Raw genomic sequence first — 14775 nt, 5'->3', positions numbered from 1 at the left:
ATTTTAGAAGAATCGGGGGCAGGAATTTGGGGACGATCTGACTAAAAAGAGGAATGAGAAGAATCTGGATGTTCTCATCATAGCGATCGAGGCGAGTCGAACGATCGCTCATAAAAATGCGCCTGAGAAACCCCAGACGCAAAACCTTACTTGAAAACTTGAGATTGAGGTTAGCCTAATGCCTCAGCACCGCCCACCACTTCTAGAATTTCTTGAGTAATCGCCGCTTGACGTGCCTTGTTGTAAGTCAGCGACAATCCTTTCATTAATTCCGAAGCGTTTTCGCTTGCGTTGTTCATAGCGGTCATTCGGGCAGCAAGTTCACTTGCCGCAGACTCTTGCAACGCCCGAAGCAGTTGGTTATTTAGATATAGCGGCAGCAACGCATCCAGAATTTGCACCGGATCTTGCTCAAAAATCATATCCTGCGGGAAACTGCTCTGAGTCGGCGCGGTCACTTTCTCCCGCTCGACTTGCAACTGCCCGCCGCGAGTCGTCAGACGGAAGATTTCATCATCTGGCACTTCTAACCCTTGAGGGTCAAGCGGCAACAGTGTTTGAATCACCGGACGAGAGCTGATCAGCGAGACAAATCGAGTATAGACAAGCTCAACCCGATCGACCGTATCCGACAAAAACAGAGACAACAACTGATCCGAAATCTGCGACGCTTCCGCCGCGGTTGGAATCTGTTCTAAGCCGATGTAAGTGCCTTCGATCGGCTGCTCTCGACGCTGAAAGTATTGAGCCGACTTGCGACCGACCACAATAAATTTGTAGTTTAGCCCTTCTGCTTGCAGTTCTTTAGCGCGAACCTCAGCGCGACGAATCACGTTGGAGTTATAAGCACCGCACAAGCCTCGATCGCCAGAAATGACTAGCAATGCAACCGTTTTTACATCCCGCTTTCTGAGTAGGGGCAGATTCGCTTCTTCAAAACGCAACCGGGTTTGCAAGCCATAAAGCACTTGGGCAAGCCGATCAGCAAAAGGACGAGTTGCGATCACCTGTTCTTGAGCGCGACGCACCTTTGCAGCCGCCACTAACCGCATTGCTTCCGTAATCTTTTTCGTATTTTTGACCGACTGAATGCGATCTCGAATGAGTTTGAGGTTTGCCATAATCTTGACCCATGTTAGAGCTTGGATTTTGGATTTTGGATTTAATTGGAAATCTAAAATCCAAAACCCAAACTAGTTTTACGCGGCGGCTAGGAAGGTCTTTTTATATTCAGCGATCGCTTCCTTCAACATTCCTTCGGCTTCGTCACTGAGCGCTTTCGTCGCGCGGATGCTTTCGCCATATTTGGGCTTGCTAGTTGCCAAATAGTCGCGCAATCCTTTCGCGTAATCGGTGATTTTATCAACGGGGATATCATCTAAATAACCGTTGATGCCCGCGTAGATGATCGCAACTTGATCACCCACCGATAGCGGAGAATATTGAGATTGCTTCAGCAATTCGCGCAGACGTTGACCGCGTGCGAGTTGGTTCTGAGTCGCTTTATCCAAGTCAGACGCAAACTGAGCAAACGCTTCTAGTTCAGCGAACTGAGCGAGTTCCAGCTTCACCTTACCCGCGACCTTCTTCATCGCTTTAGTCTGAGCCGCAGAACCCACACGAGAAACCGAAATACCTGCGTTCACGGCGGGTCGTAGACCAGAGTTAAACAAGTCAGACGATAGGAAGATTTGACCGTCGGTAATCGAAATCACGTTCGTCGGAATGTAAGCGGATACGTCACCCGCTTGAGTTTCGACGATCGGCAATGCGGTCATGCTGCCTTCACCCAATTCGGGGCTAAGTTTTGCCGCACGTTCTAGCAAGCGAGAGTGGAGATAGAACACGTCTCCAGGATAAGCTTCACGACCGGGTGGACGGCGCAACAGCAAGGACATTTGACGATAAGCCTGTGCCTGCTTGGACAAGTCATCGTAAATTACCAGCGTGTGCCGACCTTGGTACATAAAGTACTCAGCCAGCGATGCCCCGGTATAAGGAGCGAGGTATTGAAGAGTCGCCGCGTCGTTTGCGTTTGCCGCAACAATGATCGTGTAATCTAACGCGCCACGCTCCCGCAGCACGTTCGCGATGTTAGCAACGGTCGAAGCTTTCTGCCCGATCGCCACATATACGCAGATCACGTCTTCGCCTTTCTGGTTCAGAATCGTGTCTACGGCAACGGAGGTCTTGCCAGTTTGACGATCGCCAATAATTAATTCCCGCTGACCCCGACCGATCGGAATCATGGTGTCGATCGCGGTGATGCCCGTCTGCATCGGCTCATACACCGATTTCCGCTCAATGATGCCGGGTGCAGGGGACTCGATCAGACGAAACTCGTTCGTTTGAACGTCGCCTTTGCCGTCGATCGGACGAGCCAGCGCATCCACGACGCGACCAATCATCGCATCGCCCACCGGAATCCGCGCAATTTTGCCGCTTGCTGTGACGCTGCTGCCTTCTTGAATGGTGCGCCCGTTACTCATCAAGACCGCGCCCACGTTGTCTTCTTCTAGGTTGAGCGCAATGCCAACTGAGCCATCTTCAAAGTCAAGCAACTCACCAGACATTGCCTTTTCTAAACCGTAAATCCGGGCGATACCGTCACCGACTTGAAGCACGGTTCCGACATTGGAAACCTTCACGCCCTGATCGTAGCTCTCGATCTGTTGGCGAATAATATTACTAATTTCGTCTGGTCTGATTGCTGCCATTGGAACCTCTTTTGAAGGATGAAGGGGAAAGCGAAAATAGGATTTAGGTGTCAGGGGTTCAGAGTTTTGACTGATTCCTGAAACCCTGACCATTCTTAGGTTGCACTACTTAAACGGAGAGAAATGCGACGCAGTTGACCACGCAAACTTGCATCAATCACCTGAGAACCAACTTTGATAATCACACCGCCGATGAGGTCGCGATCGAGACGAGTTTCGAGATCGACCTGACGTGCAGAAGTCATCGACTTCACCTGTTCGCGGATGGTGTTTTTCTGGTCGTCGTTGAGTTCGACCGTCGAAATCACTTCGGCTAAAACAGCTTGATTTAGCTTTCTGAGAAGTGCCTGATACTGTTTGCAGATGCCATCCAAAAACAGAATTCGTCGCTTATCGACCAGCAGCATTAAAAAGCTTTTAGTGAACGGGTGAACCTGCTCTCCAAAAACCTGTTCTAAAACAGCTTTTTTTGCGTCGGCTTTCGTCAACGGACTGCTGAGAAATGCTTGCAGATCAGGGGACTCATTCCAACTCGATAGAATCCCGGCAACATCTTCACCGAAACGCTCGGTCAAATTATTTGACTGCCCCAAGGACATCAGCGCTTGGGCGTAGGGTTCCAGAACCTGAGCCGTCAAAATGCTATCTTTCATCAGGAACTACCTCCGAGTAGAGCAATGCTGCGATCGACTAATCTCTGCTGCAAGTCATCATTCAGACGACTCGGAAGCTCACCCTCTGCACGCTGCATTGCCATCAGTGCAATGCGTTGACGTAACTCATTGATCACTCGCGCTTGTTCAGAGCCGAGTTCTTGAGCCGCCGTCTCACGCATCCGAGCAACATCCTGTTCAGCCTTCACCAAAATGGCTTCTCGCGCTGACTTGGCTCCATCTTCTGCCGAGGCACGAATTTTAGCAGCCTCAGCTTGCGCTTGCGCTAATTTCTGCTGCTGTGAGGCAAGAGCGGCAGCAGCACTTTGTTTACGCTGTTCCACTTCTTTAATTTGAGCCTCGATCGCCGCCGTGCGATCGCCCAAAATCTTACCTAAGAACTTGCGACCAAAATAAACGACAACGGCAATCACGATCGAGAGGTTGATCAGGTTGGTTTCTAGGATGTCAAAATTGATACCAAAACCACCTTTTCCCACTGCTTCTGCTGCTTCAGAGCCGAGTAAAGTGGCTCCAGCAGCGAGTCGCAAAAAAATTTCCATGAACGTTATCCACAACTGCGCGGTTGACAATCCTAGAGGCGTTAACAACTAACTGCTAACGACCCCATCAAACTCCAGCTAAAAGCTTATCTAGAATTTCGTGACTTAGCGATTCGACCTGCTGCTCTAGCGTTTGCATCGCAGCCTGCTTTTGCTGATCTAACTCTTTTTGAGTGGCTTCGCGTTGAGATTGAGCCTCTTGTTGAGCCTCAGCAGTTTTTTGAGCGGCGATCTTCTGTGCATCTGCCTGAGCAGCCACGATCGTCGCTTGATATTGTCTGCGAGTCTCGGCTAGCTCAGACTCATACTGTTTCGCCAGATTTTCGGCTTTCGCAAGACGCTCTCGCGCATCCGCTTCGTTGCTGCGGATGTAATCACTGCGATCTTCAATCACTTTCGTGAGTGGCTTATAGAACACCACATTTAAGATCGCAGCTAAAAGAAGAAACTGCACTGCCATCAAGGGCAGGGTCGCATCAAAATCAAACATTATCTTGAGTGAGGGTGAAAAAAGTGCAAGACAATTTTAGAAGTTTTGAGCTTTGAGTTTTGAATTCCGTAACCCAGAACTCAAAACTCAAAATTCTTGACCCTTATGATGCAAAGGGGTTAGCAAACAGCAACACCAGCGCGATCACCAGACCGTAGATGGTCAGAGATTCCATGAACGCGAGGGTTAACAGCAGCGTGCCGCGAATTTTGCCTTCTGCTTCGGGCTGACGTGCAATGCCTTCCACTGCTTGACCCGCAGCGTTACCTTGACCGATACCAGGTCCGATCGCAGCCAAGCCAATAGCAAGAGCAGCAGCGAGAACGGAAGCAGCTTGAACGATGGGATCCATAGTGATTTTCCTTTGGGTTGAAAACGGGACAAACAAATGTTCTTTCTGATCGAGCGAGGATTTACGGTGCGTGTTCCTCTTCGCCGTGACCTTCGATCGCTTCGTGAATGTACGCGGCTGCAAGCGTTGCAAACACCAATGCTTGAATTGCACTAGTAAACAAACCTAACAGCATCACGGGCAATGGCACAAACAAAGGCACGAGTAGAACCAGAACCGCTACCACTAATTCATCCGCCAAGATGTTGCCAAAAAGACGGAAGCTCAGGGAGAGGGGCTTGGTGAAATCTTCTAAGATTGCAATGGGCAGCAAAATTGGAGTGGGTTGAATATACTTCGCAAAGTAGCCCAAACCTTTTTTCCTAAAGCCTGCGTAGAAGTACGCCAGCGACACGAGCAATGCCAATGCCACCGTTGTATTGATGTCGTTTGTTGGGGCAGCGAGTTCACCCTCTGGTAGCTTAATCAGCTTCCAGGGAATCAGCGCTCCTGACCAGTTAGAGACAAAGATGAACAGAAACAGTGTGCCAATAAATGGCACCCAGGGACGATAATCTTTTTCACCAAGCTGGTTTCTTGACAACTCACGCACATACTCCAGCGCGTACTCCATCAAGTTTTGAATGCCTCTTGGCACACGTTGAGCGTTGCGAGTTGCCAAAAGTGAGGCAATCACCAAAAGCCCAATCACGAACCAGGAAACCAAAAAAACTTGCCCATGAACCTTTAAATTGCCAATCTGCCAGTAGAGGTGATGACCGACCTCTAAGCTAGCGAGCGGAAACGAGTTGGGAGCAACGAGGAAATTTAGCATTTCAGTTCAGGCGGCTTTCCCCAGATTCAAGGAGTGCAAATTCTATAACAGGCTCAATCGCCAGGATCGAGCAGGGTTCGCAAGGTATAAACGATCAGCGTCGCTTTGTAGGTCAGAAATCCTAAAAAAATAGGTAAGACGTGTAGACCATTCCACTGGGTTCCGACTATAATCAGCCCAATAAAAACGGCGATGTGCGACTTGCCTAGTTTGTCTTTCTGGCTACCAAGTTGCTCAACATTTCTTGCTAACAACTTCAAGTAAACCACACCTGTGCATGCTCCAAGTAAATAATTCAGAGCGATGTTGAGGGAGTAGAAATACCAAACCGGGAAAAAGATTAGACCCGTCAAGATAAGTGTGATCACTAGCAACTCTTGTTGGAGTCGATAGAAATCTTGCATTGATGCACTGGGTTCTGATGACTCAGAAACAGGCGGTGAGATTTCCTCCATTGCAGGTGCGATCCATGAAGTAGGGCAACTTCGCCATGATGAGTTACTAAACTCACAGGGAGTCTAATGCGATCACGACAGTTCGTTTAGCCAGAAGACATCATACCACGCGAGGGTAATAATACTTAATGTCTACGATCGAGGACTCAGTAAAATAAGCTGTTGTTGTTGCAGCGATCGCACGGTCTCCAATTCCAACGGCGCGTCTGACAAGATCTCTCCGATCGTGCGTTGCGACTCCTGATTTTCATCGCAAGCTTTCATAAATTCAAATTCTGGTTCTGACAGATTCACAATCTGATAGTCGTAGTTGAATAAACAGCGACTTGCCCAGCCATCCATGCAAGGGCTGCGCTCAGGAATGGCGTTGAGCAACGCTTCATCAGACGACCAATCGGCTAAGGGCAACTCGCCTCGCCCCAAAAAGAATTCGTAGTGAGTGACAGAAGAGGGATCTAAGAGTTCGATTAAGCGGTAGCGTTGACGATCGCTCAGTCCTTTCGCCCGATCAATCAGGTCTGAATTTTTGCCTAGCAAGCGATCGAGCGTCCACTGTCGAGGATTCGAGAAGCCCAAAAACTTCAGCCCAGACGCATCAATAAGCTGAAATAACGTCTCGATGTTGTAGTCAATCTCTTGGGGATGGACATACATATCTGCAAAACATTCATCGCGCTGATTTTCCATTGACCAGCGTTCTTTTTCTCGCTGCACTAGTCGATTATTTTCAGGAAGTGTCTCGAAAATCTGACGACCGACTTTTACGCCATCGCGATAATCACCTTTTTGGTTGCCTTGTAGGAGGGCGATCGCTTGCTGCATCAACCCGATTTCCCAGCGCCCCAATTCTGCGTAGACAAAGATGTGCATAATCCCGCCAGGAGCGAGTTTTGTCGCTAAGGATTGAATGCCGCGAATCGGATCAGGCAAGTGATGCAATACGCCCACGCAGTTGATCATCTCAAACTTGCCGGGAAGCTGGTTGGCATCGTAGAGGCTGAGGTGATGAAACTCTGCTCGATCGTTGACCGATCGTTGACATCGCTCTCTCGCAACCGTCAACGCCCCAGCACTCAAATCAATGCCAGTCACCTGAGCTTGGGGATTGAGATGCACTAAATATTCGGTTCCGCACCCAGTGCCGCAGCCTGCATCTAAAATGCGGATGTTTTGTCGCTTGGGTTTTTGTCCTGTGCAAAAATTGTAGGCGGCTGACCAGTTCCAGCGCCAGTTATAGCCGGGAGGCGGCTCGTCAAGCAAAGGCTCTGGTGGAAACGGGTAGGTGTTATAGAGCGCTGCAACCGCCGCACTAATCGCTTGAGGATCGGGCATGACAAATCAAAATGACAGTAACTTAGTGATCTAGTGTCTCATTGGGGAAGCCTTGATATCAGGCAAATTGTTGCCAAATGCTTTGAGAAGCGTTAAGTTGTATGAAGAAATATATCTTTAGAGTGAGGCAATCATCATGGAAAAGCAAGAAGGCAAAATCGGCTTTACCAAGTTTGCTGAGTCTTGGAACGGTCGTCTAGCAATGCTAGGCATCGCGATCGGGTTCGCTACTGAGCTAATGACAGGCAAGGGCATCTTAGAGCAACTCGGTTTGATGTAGTTCTCACGACTGATTTTATCTGACCATTTGCCTGGAAGTAACTTGATTACTCTCCAGGTTTTTTATTGAGACTTAAAACTCGACGTTTAAAGGAGTTCTAGGAAATGGAATCACGTCGCGAATGTTGCCCATTCCTGTCATGAACTGTACTAAGCGCTCGAATCCCAACCCAAATCCTGCGTGGGGAACGGTGCCATATCTCCGCAAATCTAGATACCACCAGTAGTCTTTTAATTCCAATCCTTGTGCTTGAATGCGTCGTTCTAGAACATCAAGCCGTTCTTCTCGCTGAGAACCGCCGATAATTTCACCGATTTTCGGAGCGAGAATATCCATAGCGCGAACGGTTTTTTCGTCTTCGTTCAAACGCATATAAAAGGCTTTGATTTGTGTCGGGTAATCTGTCACAATCACGGGCTTTTTAAAGAGTTCCTCGGCTAAAAACCGCTCGTGTTCAGATTGCAGATCTAAGCCCCACTCGACGGGATACTCGAAGGGTCGATCGCTCTTCAGCAAAAGCTCAACTGCCTTGGTATAAGTGACTCGCTCAAACTCGTTTTGAATAATATTTTCAGCCGTTGTGAGGACTGAGTTATCGATGCGATCGTTAAAAAACTGCATATCTTCAGGGCACTTTTCTAGCACATAAGAAAAGATGTATTTGAGGAATGCTTCCGCTAAATCCATGTCTCCTTCTAAGTCACAGAACGCCATTTCTGGTTCGACCATCCAAAACTCTGCCAAGTGACGAGACGTGTTAGAGTTTTCGGCGCGAAACGTTGGACCAAACGTGTAGACATTGCTGAATGCGGTTGCCATAATTTCGGCTTCTAGCTGTCCGCTGACTGTCAAATAAGTAGGTTTGCCGAAAAAATCTTGGGTGTAATCAACCGATTGATTTTCAGTTAACGGAACTTTCTTGAGATCCAAACTAGTGACGGCAAACATTTCGCCTGCCCCTTCACAATCGCTTGCTGTGAGAATTGGAGTGTGAACCCAGATGAAACCTTGTTCTTGAAAGAATTGGTGGATTGCCATCGAGCAAGCATTGCGAACTCTAAAGACGGCTCCTAGCGTATTGGTGCGCGATCGCAGATGTCCAATCTCTCGCAAAAACTCAAACGAATGGCGTTTCTTCTGAAGCGGATAGGTCTCTGGATCAGCCTCGCCATAAACGATTACCGAGTTCGCCTTGACCTCAATACGTTGCCCTTTGCCTAGCGACGATACTAAAACCCCTGATACTTCAACCGATGCCCCGGTGCTGAGTCGTTTGACGATCGACTCATAGTCCGGTAAGTCAGCGTTCATCACCACTTGCAAACCTGCCATCGACGAACCATCGTTGACTTCAATAAACGAGAAGCCTTTCTGTTCTCGCTTGGTGCGAACCCAGCCTTTAATCGTGACTAATTCGTTGGGTTGTCCGTGGCGCAGCAGTTCTGAAATGCGTCGTGTCATGAGATTAGGGGGCTAAGGTTTGAGGAGCAGGGCTTGTGTTGTTGGGAGCCGGATTCTTTAAAGTGTAGAAGGCAAGCGACCAGCCAACGGCGATCCCCAGTCCACCAAATCGCACGGCTTGCCAGAAAACTTCTTTAAAGCCAGCCCACGAAAATAAGCGGCTTTCTAGATTAAATTCCAGCTCTTCTAGCTGCTTTTCGAGCTTCTGCAATTCTAATTTAAGGCTAGAAGATTTGCTTTGGCGGAGCTGCGATCGGATCATTTGCGATCGCTCCTCTAAATTCTTTTGAAGCTGCTGATCATGCTCGATTTGGGCATGGCGCTCTTTGAGTTCCTGAAGCGATCGCTCCACGCGCTCAAGAACTTGCTCAAAGGTGAGCGCTGAATCGTCGGATTCGTGACTGGTGGATAAACGATCGGGGTCTTGGGATGGTGGCATTCAAGCGTAGTAAAGTAAGAGTAATGAGTAAATTCATTTTACCCATTCCGTTAAAGCAGCGTTCTATGCCCGACTTGACAATGATGCAATCTTCTCAGACAGAAGCCTCTAACCCAGTCGCAACCAACAAGCTTTCTGAGTTCAGCGCCCTTGAGTTAGCACAGGCACTGACCGAAAAGTTGAGTATCAGCGATCGTGATTGGCACCGACTAAAGTCAAATCGGCTGGCGCGATCGCGTGAACAAGCCGCCGTTGCTCTAATTTTCCTTTTAAAAGATCAGCCCGAAGAGGCGCTTTTGCGATTACAGCAGGCAGCCGGGTGGTTGGATAAATCAATTTCAGCCCCACCTTGCGAACATCACGGTTCTAAAAAGTAGGGCTAGATTCAGGACAGTGGCTACTTATTAGCTTTGGCTCTGTAGTTTTCTTGAAAATTAGTTCTGCAATATAAGCCCTCTAACTGGGCAGAGATTTGCAGGACAGTTTCTGTAGGAGATGCGGTGACAGCTTGCGCGATCGGCTGACAAAGCATCGTAAAAAGGCAAGAACATCCCGCTAATAAAAGTAGCTCTAATTTCTTGGTTTGCATGGTTCTGTTTAGAGTGATCCTTGGGCAGTGAGGGGTGTTCGTGTTGCTTTGCCAAGATAACAAAATTTTGAGCAACTCTGAAAAACCGATAGAATTAACCCAAAATTTCCTCTAGTGCTGGTTTAATCGTCAGATATTGATATTCAAATCCATTGGCTAGCGTGTGTTTGGGCAAAACTTCTTGACCTTCAAGCACGACTTTAGCGCCATCACCCAACATCGCTTCTAGCGCAAAACTGGGCACCGGGAGCCACGAAGGACGATTCATCACTTGCCCCAGCGTCGTCGTCATCTCCGCCATGCGAACGGGCTGCGGAGCCGTGGCATTAAAAACCCCTTCCATCTCAGGTCGCGTCAATGCTCGTAAAATCAAGCTGACTAAATCGTCTCGATGAATCCAGGAAAACCACTGATTGCCGCTGCCGATCGGCCCACCTGCAAACAGCTTAAAAGGCGTAAGCATTTTGCCCAAGGCACCGCCCATTCCTAAAACAATTCCAAGCCGCAAAATCACCAGACGAACGCCGCTTTCCTTGACCTTGCTTGCTTCGGCTTCCCAGGTTTGGCAAACTTCTGCCAGAAAATCATTGCCAGCAGCACTGGTTTCGTCAAAGGTGACAGTTTCGCTAGTGCCATAAAAGCCGATCGCGGAGGCATTGACCAAAACCGAAGGCTTAGGATTGGCGTTGGCAATGGCTTCAACGAGTTTTTGAGTCGTGATTTTGCGACTGTCCATTAAAGATTGTTTGCGTTCTGGTGTCCACCGATTTTCGGCGATCGCTTCTCCTGCCAGATTCACCACGCCATCACAGCCTGAAATCTTCTCTTGCCAAGCTCCCGACTGAGTTGGATTGTAGGCAACAATTTCTAGATTGGGATCAGTAGAGTTTGGGAAGGCTTGCTCTGCTTTGGTCGCATTGCGAGTCAAGACGATGACTTGATGCCCCTCAGCGTTTAACCGCTCTACTAAACGACTGCCCACAAATCCGGTTGCCCCTGTGACTGCGACTTTCATAGATACTCTCTCCCTAATCGAGACAATTCGCCTCTGTGGGGCGGGTTACAAAACTCAAAGCTCAGTATACAAGGCAAGGATGGAGCTTGAGAAACCCAGCCAGTAAAAAAAATATTGAGCAATCAATAACAAAAAGGTACAAACTATTAAGTCTGTACCTTTTATTCACTCCAACTTGAAGGCGGGATCTGGGGTTCTTGAACACAAATTACTTGAGGTAGTTTGCTTCTGCTTCGAGCATTTTTAAAAGGTTTTCGTCGCCTCTGTCTCTCGCGGCTTCCATGCGGCGCTGCAAGTTTTTTTGCAGATTTTCGCGGTGAGCAGTGGCAGCTTGTGTGAAGGTTTGCTGACGATTTCTGTTCATATCGGACATTTCCAAAAAAATATTTGTGCTATGTGATTGTCTTCTAATCATAACATCTAAGATTCAAACGGTAGTTTATACTACCAAAATTAATGATTAGAAATATAAGAAATCATTATGATTCTGACGCTACTCAGCGATTTTGGGTTGAGCGATGTCTATGTAGCGGTGATGAAAGGCACGATCGCTCAGATCAATCCCACCCTCACCATGATTGATCTGACGCATCAAGTTCCACCTCAAGACATTGCTGCGGCTCGGTTTCACTTGATGAACGCCTATCCCTACTTTCCGGCCGGGACGGTGCACATAGCAGTTGTTGATCCCAGCGTGGGAAGTCTGCGACGCGCGATCGCCATTCAACTTGAGTCTGGATTTTTAGTGGCTCCCGATAATGGGCTAGTGAGTGGCGTTTTGAGCCAGAATTCAGCGATCGCTGCCGTTGAGTTAACCAATCCTTTCTATTGGCGCACGTCATCTCCAAGCACGACCTTTCACGGACGTGACATTTTTGCCCCGATCGGAGCGCACCTAGCAAGCGGAGTACCGATCAGAGAACTGGGGACTGAAATTGGTTTGAGAACGATTATTCATCTGCCGATCGCTAACCCGACTTGTATAGGAAACACGATTTGGGGAGTAATTCAAGCGATCGACCATTTCGGCAACTTGATTACAAATATTTCAGGTGACGAAGTGGCTGGAAAGTCTTGGAGCGTCAGCCTAGAGAACTCGACTTATCCAAGCAAATCCACCTACTCAGACAGCGAACCTGGAGAAATTCTTGCTTTAGTTGGCAGTCATGGCTGGGTTGAAATTGCGGCTAGTCGTGATAATGCTCAAAGACAACTTAATCTGAAGTGGGGCAGTGCAATATCAGTCGTCATGGATGGAACTTAACGGCTTCTGATCGAACTTACCAACGGCTCAAAAACGGGTAGCAAATCGGCGCGACTGACGACCAACGTTGGGAACGATCGCTGACTATAATTCTCTCCAACTTGTAAAGGAAAGATGGGATTGGGTTCGAGTGGGTGCCAGACTGCGCCAGCCGCTTGCACGATCGCCCAGACTGCGGTGATATCCCAAATTTTTGGTGTAGCTTCAATTCCTCCTAAAGTTGCTCCAGCGGCGACCGTCAAAAAATTGTAAGTTGACACACCCAACATCCGAATTTTGGCAGGAAAGGGATTTTTGAGCACCGAGATACTTCGAGCGCACAGATTAAAAAAGTGGTTGCTCGTCAAAGCATCTTGACTAGCGTGAATCGGCTTCTGGTTGAGAAACGCTCCCGTTGGCATCGTCAGCCCCGATGAACCTTGCCAAAACCCGTGAAAAGATTGTCTCAACGGTGGGAAATGCACATATCCGAAGACTGGAATTCCTTTATAAAGTAAGCCCAGTGAGATGCCCCAGAGTGGCAGACCTCTCGCAAAATTCGTCGTGCCATCTAACGGATCAATCACCCAGCACCAGTCTTGATCGGGGAAAATATGTTCGGTTTCTTCACTCAAAACGCCGTGGGTTGGAAATGTGTGAGCGATCGCATTCCGCAATTCTTGATCTGCCCACTGATCGGATTGGGTCACCAAACTACCATCGGATTTTTCAGATGCTTGCGCCTGACCAAAATCTTGTAGCAGTTGGGTGCCGACTCGCTGAGTTTCGGCTTGAGAAAAATCGAGAATTTGAGTCCAAAAATCAGTCATTTGGGAATCTAATATTAATCGAGTTCGGTTTCGAGAACGGCAGCGATCGCAGTTTGAGACTTCGTTCTAAATTCTTGAACGTTGACTCGCGCCAGCAATATGACTGCCAAAATCATGCCTAGCGCCTCACAAGCAAACACCAAGCTAAAAGCAAAGAAGGGCTGCTGAAAGAGTTGACGACCGATGTCAAGAATCACGCCTCCCGCCAAAGTTGCGCTGGCTTGAGACAAAGCTTGAGCCAGTCCCCATGCTCCGACAAAGGTTCCTGCGGTTTCTGCGGCAGTTAGATCCAGCATTAAACTGACTGCACTATTGGTCAGCACACCCGAAGACAAGCCAAACAGAATCACGGCACTTTTGAGCAAAACTTGAGTTTGCGTAGAGCCAGAAATAATGATCAGCAGAAAACAAGCGCTCGTCAGCAAGCAACCCATTTTTGCAGTCCGCTGTTTACCGAGACGAGGCACAACCAGAAAGCCGCCGATGCCCATTCCCGCCAAAACGCCGTATCCCCAGTATTTGTTGAGTCCGGCACTTTCGGCGATCGTCATGCCAAACACTTCGCGGGCATAAGGTTCTAAAACGGGCTGCTGAAGAAATAAACTAATCGTCATCACCAGCAAAAACGCGAAAAAGATTCCTGTTTGTCGGCTGGCAGTCAGAACCTTTAAAGCTCTGCCTAACGTAATTTGATCTTCTCGCTCGGCTAACTGCGATCGTGACGCATAGCGTGAATATTTCTTCTCAATGCCAAATGTCGCCAGAAATGTGAGACCAATGACCGCGATCGGAAAAATTGTAAACAGCCGATTCACCACTGGCTGCAACGTTTCGGGCGTTAAGCCAGTCAGCATTTTTTGCCCGACGATCGCGCCGATGATAATCCCAATCATCAGCATTGACCAGACAATTCCGACAACCTTCGATCGCTGATCTTCGTCAGTGATATCGACCAGCAGCGCCATAAATGGGGTCGAACTGGCGCTAATACACAAGCCATACAGCCCAAACATCAACGCGAGTAGGGCAGCCCAAACCGTGCTTTGCGTAGTCCAGCCCGTAGCAGCGCTGGCACCCAGTTTCCAAACGACCTGCACCGCCAAAAACAGGCAGACTGCTTGTAGAGTCATACCGCTCCAGATATAGCCCGTGCGATGATAGCCCCTAATTGGTTTCGAGTCAGACATCTGCCCAAACCAGATCCGAGCCGGAGCCACAAATTGATACATGGCGATCGTGCCTGCTGCGATCGTCCCTGGCACTTTCAGTTCGGAGATCATCACCTGATTGAGAACGCCTAGCGTCAACAGTGACAATATCCCCAACCCCATTTGAAACAAACCTAGCCGAAACATAGTGAATAAGCCCAGCTTAGGCAGAGACTTTACCGGCTCAGACGACACCAACTGTGGATCAGGAAAATCATTAGTCGCCATAGTTTCTCAAAACGCGGAGGTCACGACAAATCAGTTTCTCATTTTTAGGATAAGGGCGATCGGGCGACTTGAGTCCCATGGATTTGTAACGATCGACGGACGCGCC

The 14775-nt window shown here is 48.5% G+C and carries 19 protein-coding genes; 3 read left to right on the top strand and 16 right to left on the bottom strand.

The window, feature by feature from the left end:
- Positions 1 to 170: 170 nt before the first annotated feature.
- From BRW63_RS03735 to BRW63_RS03695, 9 genes are all read right to left on the bottom strand, one after another.
- Positions 171 to 1121: a F0F1 ATP synthase subunit gamma gene (locus tag BRW63_RS03735; protein ID WP_073069559.1), complete on the bottom strand. Its 951-nt coding sequence runs from the start codon at positions 1119 to 1121 to the stop codon at positions 171 to 173.
- 78 nt (positions 1122 to 1199) lie between these two features.
- The gene (gene atpA / locus BRW63_RS03730; RefSeq protein WP_073069616.1) at positions 1200 to 2717 is read right to left on the bottom strand and encodes a F0F1 ATP synthase subunit alpha; all 1518 of its coding nucleotides are present in this window, start codon (positions 2715 to 2717) and stop codon (positions 1200 to 1202) included.
- Positions 2718 to 2812: 95 nt separating this feature from the next.
- On the bottom strand, positions 2813 to 3370 hold the full coding sequence (atpH, locus tag BRW63_RS03725; RefSeq protein ID WP_073069558.1) for an ATP synthase F1 subunit delta: 558 nt from the start codon (positions 3368 to 3370) through the stop codon (positions 2813 to 2815).
- Positions 3370 to 3933: a F0F1 ATP synthase subunit B gene (locus tag BRW63_RS03720; protein WP_073069557.1), complete on the bottom strand. Its 564-nt coding sequence runs from the start codon at positions 3931 to 3933 to the stop codon at positions 3370 to 3372. Before BRW63_RS03720 ends, atpH begins: the two co-directional genes overlap by 1 nt.
- Positions 3934 to 4000: 67 nt before the next feature.
- Positions 4001 to 4423: a F0F1 ATP synthase subunit B' gene (locus BRW63_RS03715; RefSeq protein ID WP_073069556.1), complete on the bottom strand. Its 423-nt coding sequence runs from the start codon at positions 4421 to 4423 to the stop codon at positions 4001 to 4003.
- A gap of 103 nt (positions 4424 to 4526) precedes the next feature.
- Positions 4527 to 4775, bottom strand: coding sequence for an ATP synthase F0 subunit C (atpE, locus tag BRW63_RS03710; RefSeq protein ID WP_073069555.1), 249 nt, complete (start codon positions 4773 to 4775; stop codon positions 4527 to 4529).
- Between the two features lie 61 nt (positions 4776 to 4836).
- Positions 4837 to 5589 carry a F0F1 ATP synthase subunit A gene (gene atpB, locus BRW63_RS03705; protein WP_073069554.1) on the bottom strand — a complete coding sequence of 251 codons (753 nt, stop codon included), beginning with the start codon at positions 5587 to 5589 and terminating at the stop codon, positions 4837 to 4839.
- 53 nt (positions 5590 to 5642) lie between these two features.
- Entirely contained in the window at positions 5643 to 6044 is a 402-nt protein-coding gene (locus BRW63_RS03700; RefSeq protein ID WP_073069553.1) for an ATP synthase subunit I, read from the bottom strand.
- Positions 6045 to 6176: 132 nt separating this feature from the next.
- On the bottom strand, positions 6177 to 7376 hold the full coding sequence (locus BRW63_RS03695; RefSeq protein WP_073069552.1) for a class I SAM-dependent methyltransferase: 1200 nt from the start codon (positions 7374 to 7376) through the stop codon (positions 6177 to 6179).
- 136 nt (positions 7377 to 7512) lie between these two features.
- Here BRW63_RS03695 and BRW63_RS03690 point away from each other — a divergent pair, with 136 nt between their 5' ends.
- A complete protein-coding gene (locus tag BRW63_RS03690; protein ID WP_073069551.1) occupies positions 7513 to 7656 on the top strand; it encodes a high light inducible protein in 144 nt (47 codons plus the stop codon).
- Positions 7657 to 7728: 72 nt separating this feature from the next.
- Here the strand turns inward: BRW63_RS03690 and asnS are convergent, their stop codons facing one another.
- Positions 7729 to 9117, bottom strand: a complete 1389-nt coding sequence (gene asnS, locus BRW63_RS03685) for an asparagine--tRNA ligase (protein WP_073069550.1) — start codon at positions 9115 to 9117, stop codon at positions 7729 to 7731.
- Between the two features lie 4 nt (positions 9118 to 9121).
- Entirely contained in the window at positions 9122 to 9556 is a 435-nt protein-coding gene (locus BRW63_RS03680) for a hypothetical protein (RefSeq protein WP_073069549.1), read from the bottom strand.
- A 23-nt stretch (positions 9557 to 9579) separates the two neighbouring features.
- On the opposite strand from BRW63_RS03680, the gene BRW63_RS03675 reads away from it, so the two are divergent.
- Positions 9580 to 9933: a DUF6439 family protein gene (locus BRW63_RS03675; protein ID WP_317615786.1), complete on the top strand. Its 354-nt coding sequence runs from the start codon at positions 9580 to 9582 to the stop codon at positions 9931 to 9933.
- A gap of 20 nt (positions 9934 to 9953) precedes the next feature.
- On the opposite strand, the gene BRW63_RS03670 is transcribed toward BRW63_RS03675, so the two are convergent.
- From BRW63_RS03670 to pirA, 3 genes are all read right to left on the bottom strand, one after another.
- The gene (locus tag BRW63_RS03670) at positions 9954 to 10145 is read right to left on the bottom strand and encodes a hypothetical protein (RefSeq protein WP_073069548.1); all 192 of its coding nucleotides are present in this window, start codon (positions 10143 to 10145) and stop codon (positions 9954 to 9956) included.
- A gap of 94 nt (positions 10146 to 10239) precedes the next feature.
- Positions 10240 to 11160 (bottom strand): thylakoid membrane protein ThyD, encoded by a 921-nt coding sequence (gene thyD, locus BRW63_RS03665; protein ID WP_073069547.1) that lies wholly within the window; start codon positions 11158 to 11160, stop codon positions 10240 to 10242.
- A 208-nt stretch (positions 11161 to 11368) separates the two neighbouring features.
- Positions 11369 to 11524: an arginine synthesis PII-interacting regulator PirA gene (gene pirA / locus BRW63_RS28060; protein ID WP_181314324.1), complete on the bottom strand. Its 156-nt coding sequence runs from the start codon at positions 11522 to 11524 to the stop codon at positions 11369 to 11371.
- A 117-nt stretch (positions 11525 to 11641) separates the two neighbouring features.
- Between pirA and BRW63_RS03660 the strand changes: the two genes are divergently transcribed.
- Entirely contained in the window at positions 11642 to 12424 is a 783-nt protein-coding gene (locus tag BRW63_RS03660; RefSeq protein WP_073069546.1) for an SAM hydrolase/SAM-dependent halogenase family protein, read from the top strand.
- Here the strand turns inward: BRW63_RS03660 and BRW63_RS03655 are convergent.
- The gene (locus tag BRW63_RS03655) at positions 12421 to 13233 is read right to left on the bottom strand and encodes an inositol monophosphatase family protein (RefSeq protein ID WP_073069545.1); all 813 of its coding nucleotides are present in this window, start codon (positions 13231 to 13233) and stop codon (positions 12421 to 12423) included. The two genes, BRW63_RS03660 and BRW63_RS03655, sit on opposite strands and share 4 nt — an antisense overlap.
- Before the next feature lie 14 nt (positions 13234 to 13247).
- Entirely contained in the window at positions 13248 to 14669 is a 1422-nt protein-coding gene (locus BRW63_RS03650; protein ID WP_073069544.1) for a BCD family MFS transporter, read from the bottom strand.
- Positions 14670 to 14775: the final 106 nt, after the last annotated feature.

Origin of the sequence: Phormidesmis priestleyi ULC007 (genome assembly GCF_001895925.1) — a bacterium.
GTDB lineage: Bacteria > Cyanobacteriota > Cyanobacteriia > Leptolyngbyales > Leptolyngbyaceae > Phormidesmis_A > Phormidesmis_A priestleyi_A.
The sequence above is the reverse complement of the archived record's forward strand: the minus strand, read 5'-3'. Positions and strand labels throughout refer to the sequence as shown.

Coding starts and splice junctions, on each gene's coding strand:
- BRW63_RS03735 (WP_073069559.1), bottom strand. CDS start 1,121: ATGGCAAACCTCAAACTCATTCGAGATCGCATTCAGTCGGTCAAAAAT.
- atpA (WP_073069616.1), bottom strand. CDS start 2,717: ATGGCAGCAATCAGACCAGACGAAATTAGTAATATTATTCGCCAACAG.
- atpH (WP_073069558.1), bottom strand. CDS start 3,370: ATGAAAGATAGCATTTTGACGGCTCAGGTTCTGGAACCCTACGCCCAA.
- BRW63_RS03720 (WP_073069557.1), bottom strand. CDS start 3,933: ATGGAAATTTTTTTGCGACTCGCTGCTGGAGCCACTTTACTCGGCTCT.
- BRW63_RS03715 (WP_073069556.1), bottom strand. CDS start 4,423: ATGTTTGATTTTGATGCGACCCTGCCCTTGATGGCAGTGCAGTTTCTT.
- atpE (WP_073069555.1), bottom strand. CDS start 4,775: ATGGATCCCATCGTTCAAGCTGCTTCCGTTCTCGCTGCTGCTCTTGCT.
- atpB (WP_073069554.1), bottom strand. CDS start 5,589: ATGCTAAATTTCCTCGTTGCTCCCAACTCGTTTCCGCTCGCTAGCTTA.
- BRW63_RS03700 (WP_073069553.1), bottom strand. CDS start 6,044: ATGGAGGAAATCTCACCGCCTGTTTCTGAGTCATCAGAACCCAGTGCA.
- BRW63_RS03695 (WP_073069552.1), bottom strand. CDS start 7,376: ATGCCCGATCCTCAAGCGATTAGTGCGGCGGTTGCAGCGCTCTATAAC.
- BRW63_RS03690 (WP_073069551.1), top strand. CDS start 7,513: ATGGAAAAGCAAGAAGGCAAAATCGGCTTTACCAAGTTTGCTGAGTCT.
- asnS (WP_073069550.1), bottom strand. CDS start 9,117: ATGACACGACGCATTTCAGAACTGCTGCGCCACGGACAACCCAACGAA.
- BRW63_RS03680 (WP_073069549.1), bottom strand. CDS start 9,556: ATGCCACCATCCCAAGACCCCGATCGTTTATCCACCAGTCACGAATCC.
- BRW63_RS03675 (WP_317615786.1), top strand. CDS start 9,580: ATGAGTAAATTCATTTTACCCATTCCGTTAAAGCAGCGTTCTATGCCC.
- BRW63_RS03670 (WP_073069548.1), bottom strand. CDS start 10,145: ATGCAAACCAAGAAATTAGAGCTACTTTTATTAGCGGGATGTTCTTGC.
- thyD (WP_073069547.1), bottom strand. CDS start 11,160: ATGAAAGTCGCAGTCACAGGGGCAACCGGATTTGTGGGCAGTCGTTTA.
- pirA (WP_181314324.1), bottom strand. CDS start 11,524: ATGAACAGAAATCGTCAGCAAACCTTCACACAAGCTGCCACTGCTCAC.
- BRW63_RS03660 (WP_073069546.1), top strand. CDS start 11,642: ATGATTCTGACGCTACTCAGCGATTTTGGGTTGAGCGATGTCTATGTA.
- BRW63_RS03655 (WP_073069545.1), bottom strand. CDS start 13,233: ATGACTGATTTTTGGACTCAAATTCTCGATTTTTCTCAAGCCGAAACT.
- BRW63_RS03650 (WP_073069544.1), bottom strand. CDS start 14,669: ATGGCGACTAATGATTTTCCTGATCCACAGTTGGTGTCGTCTGAGCCG.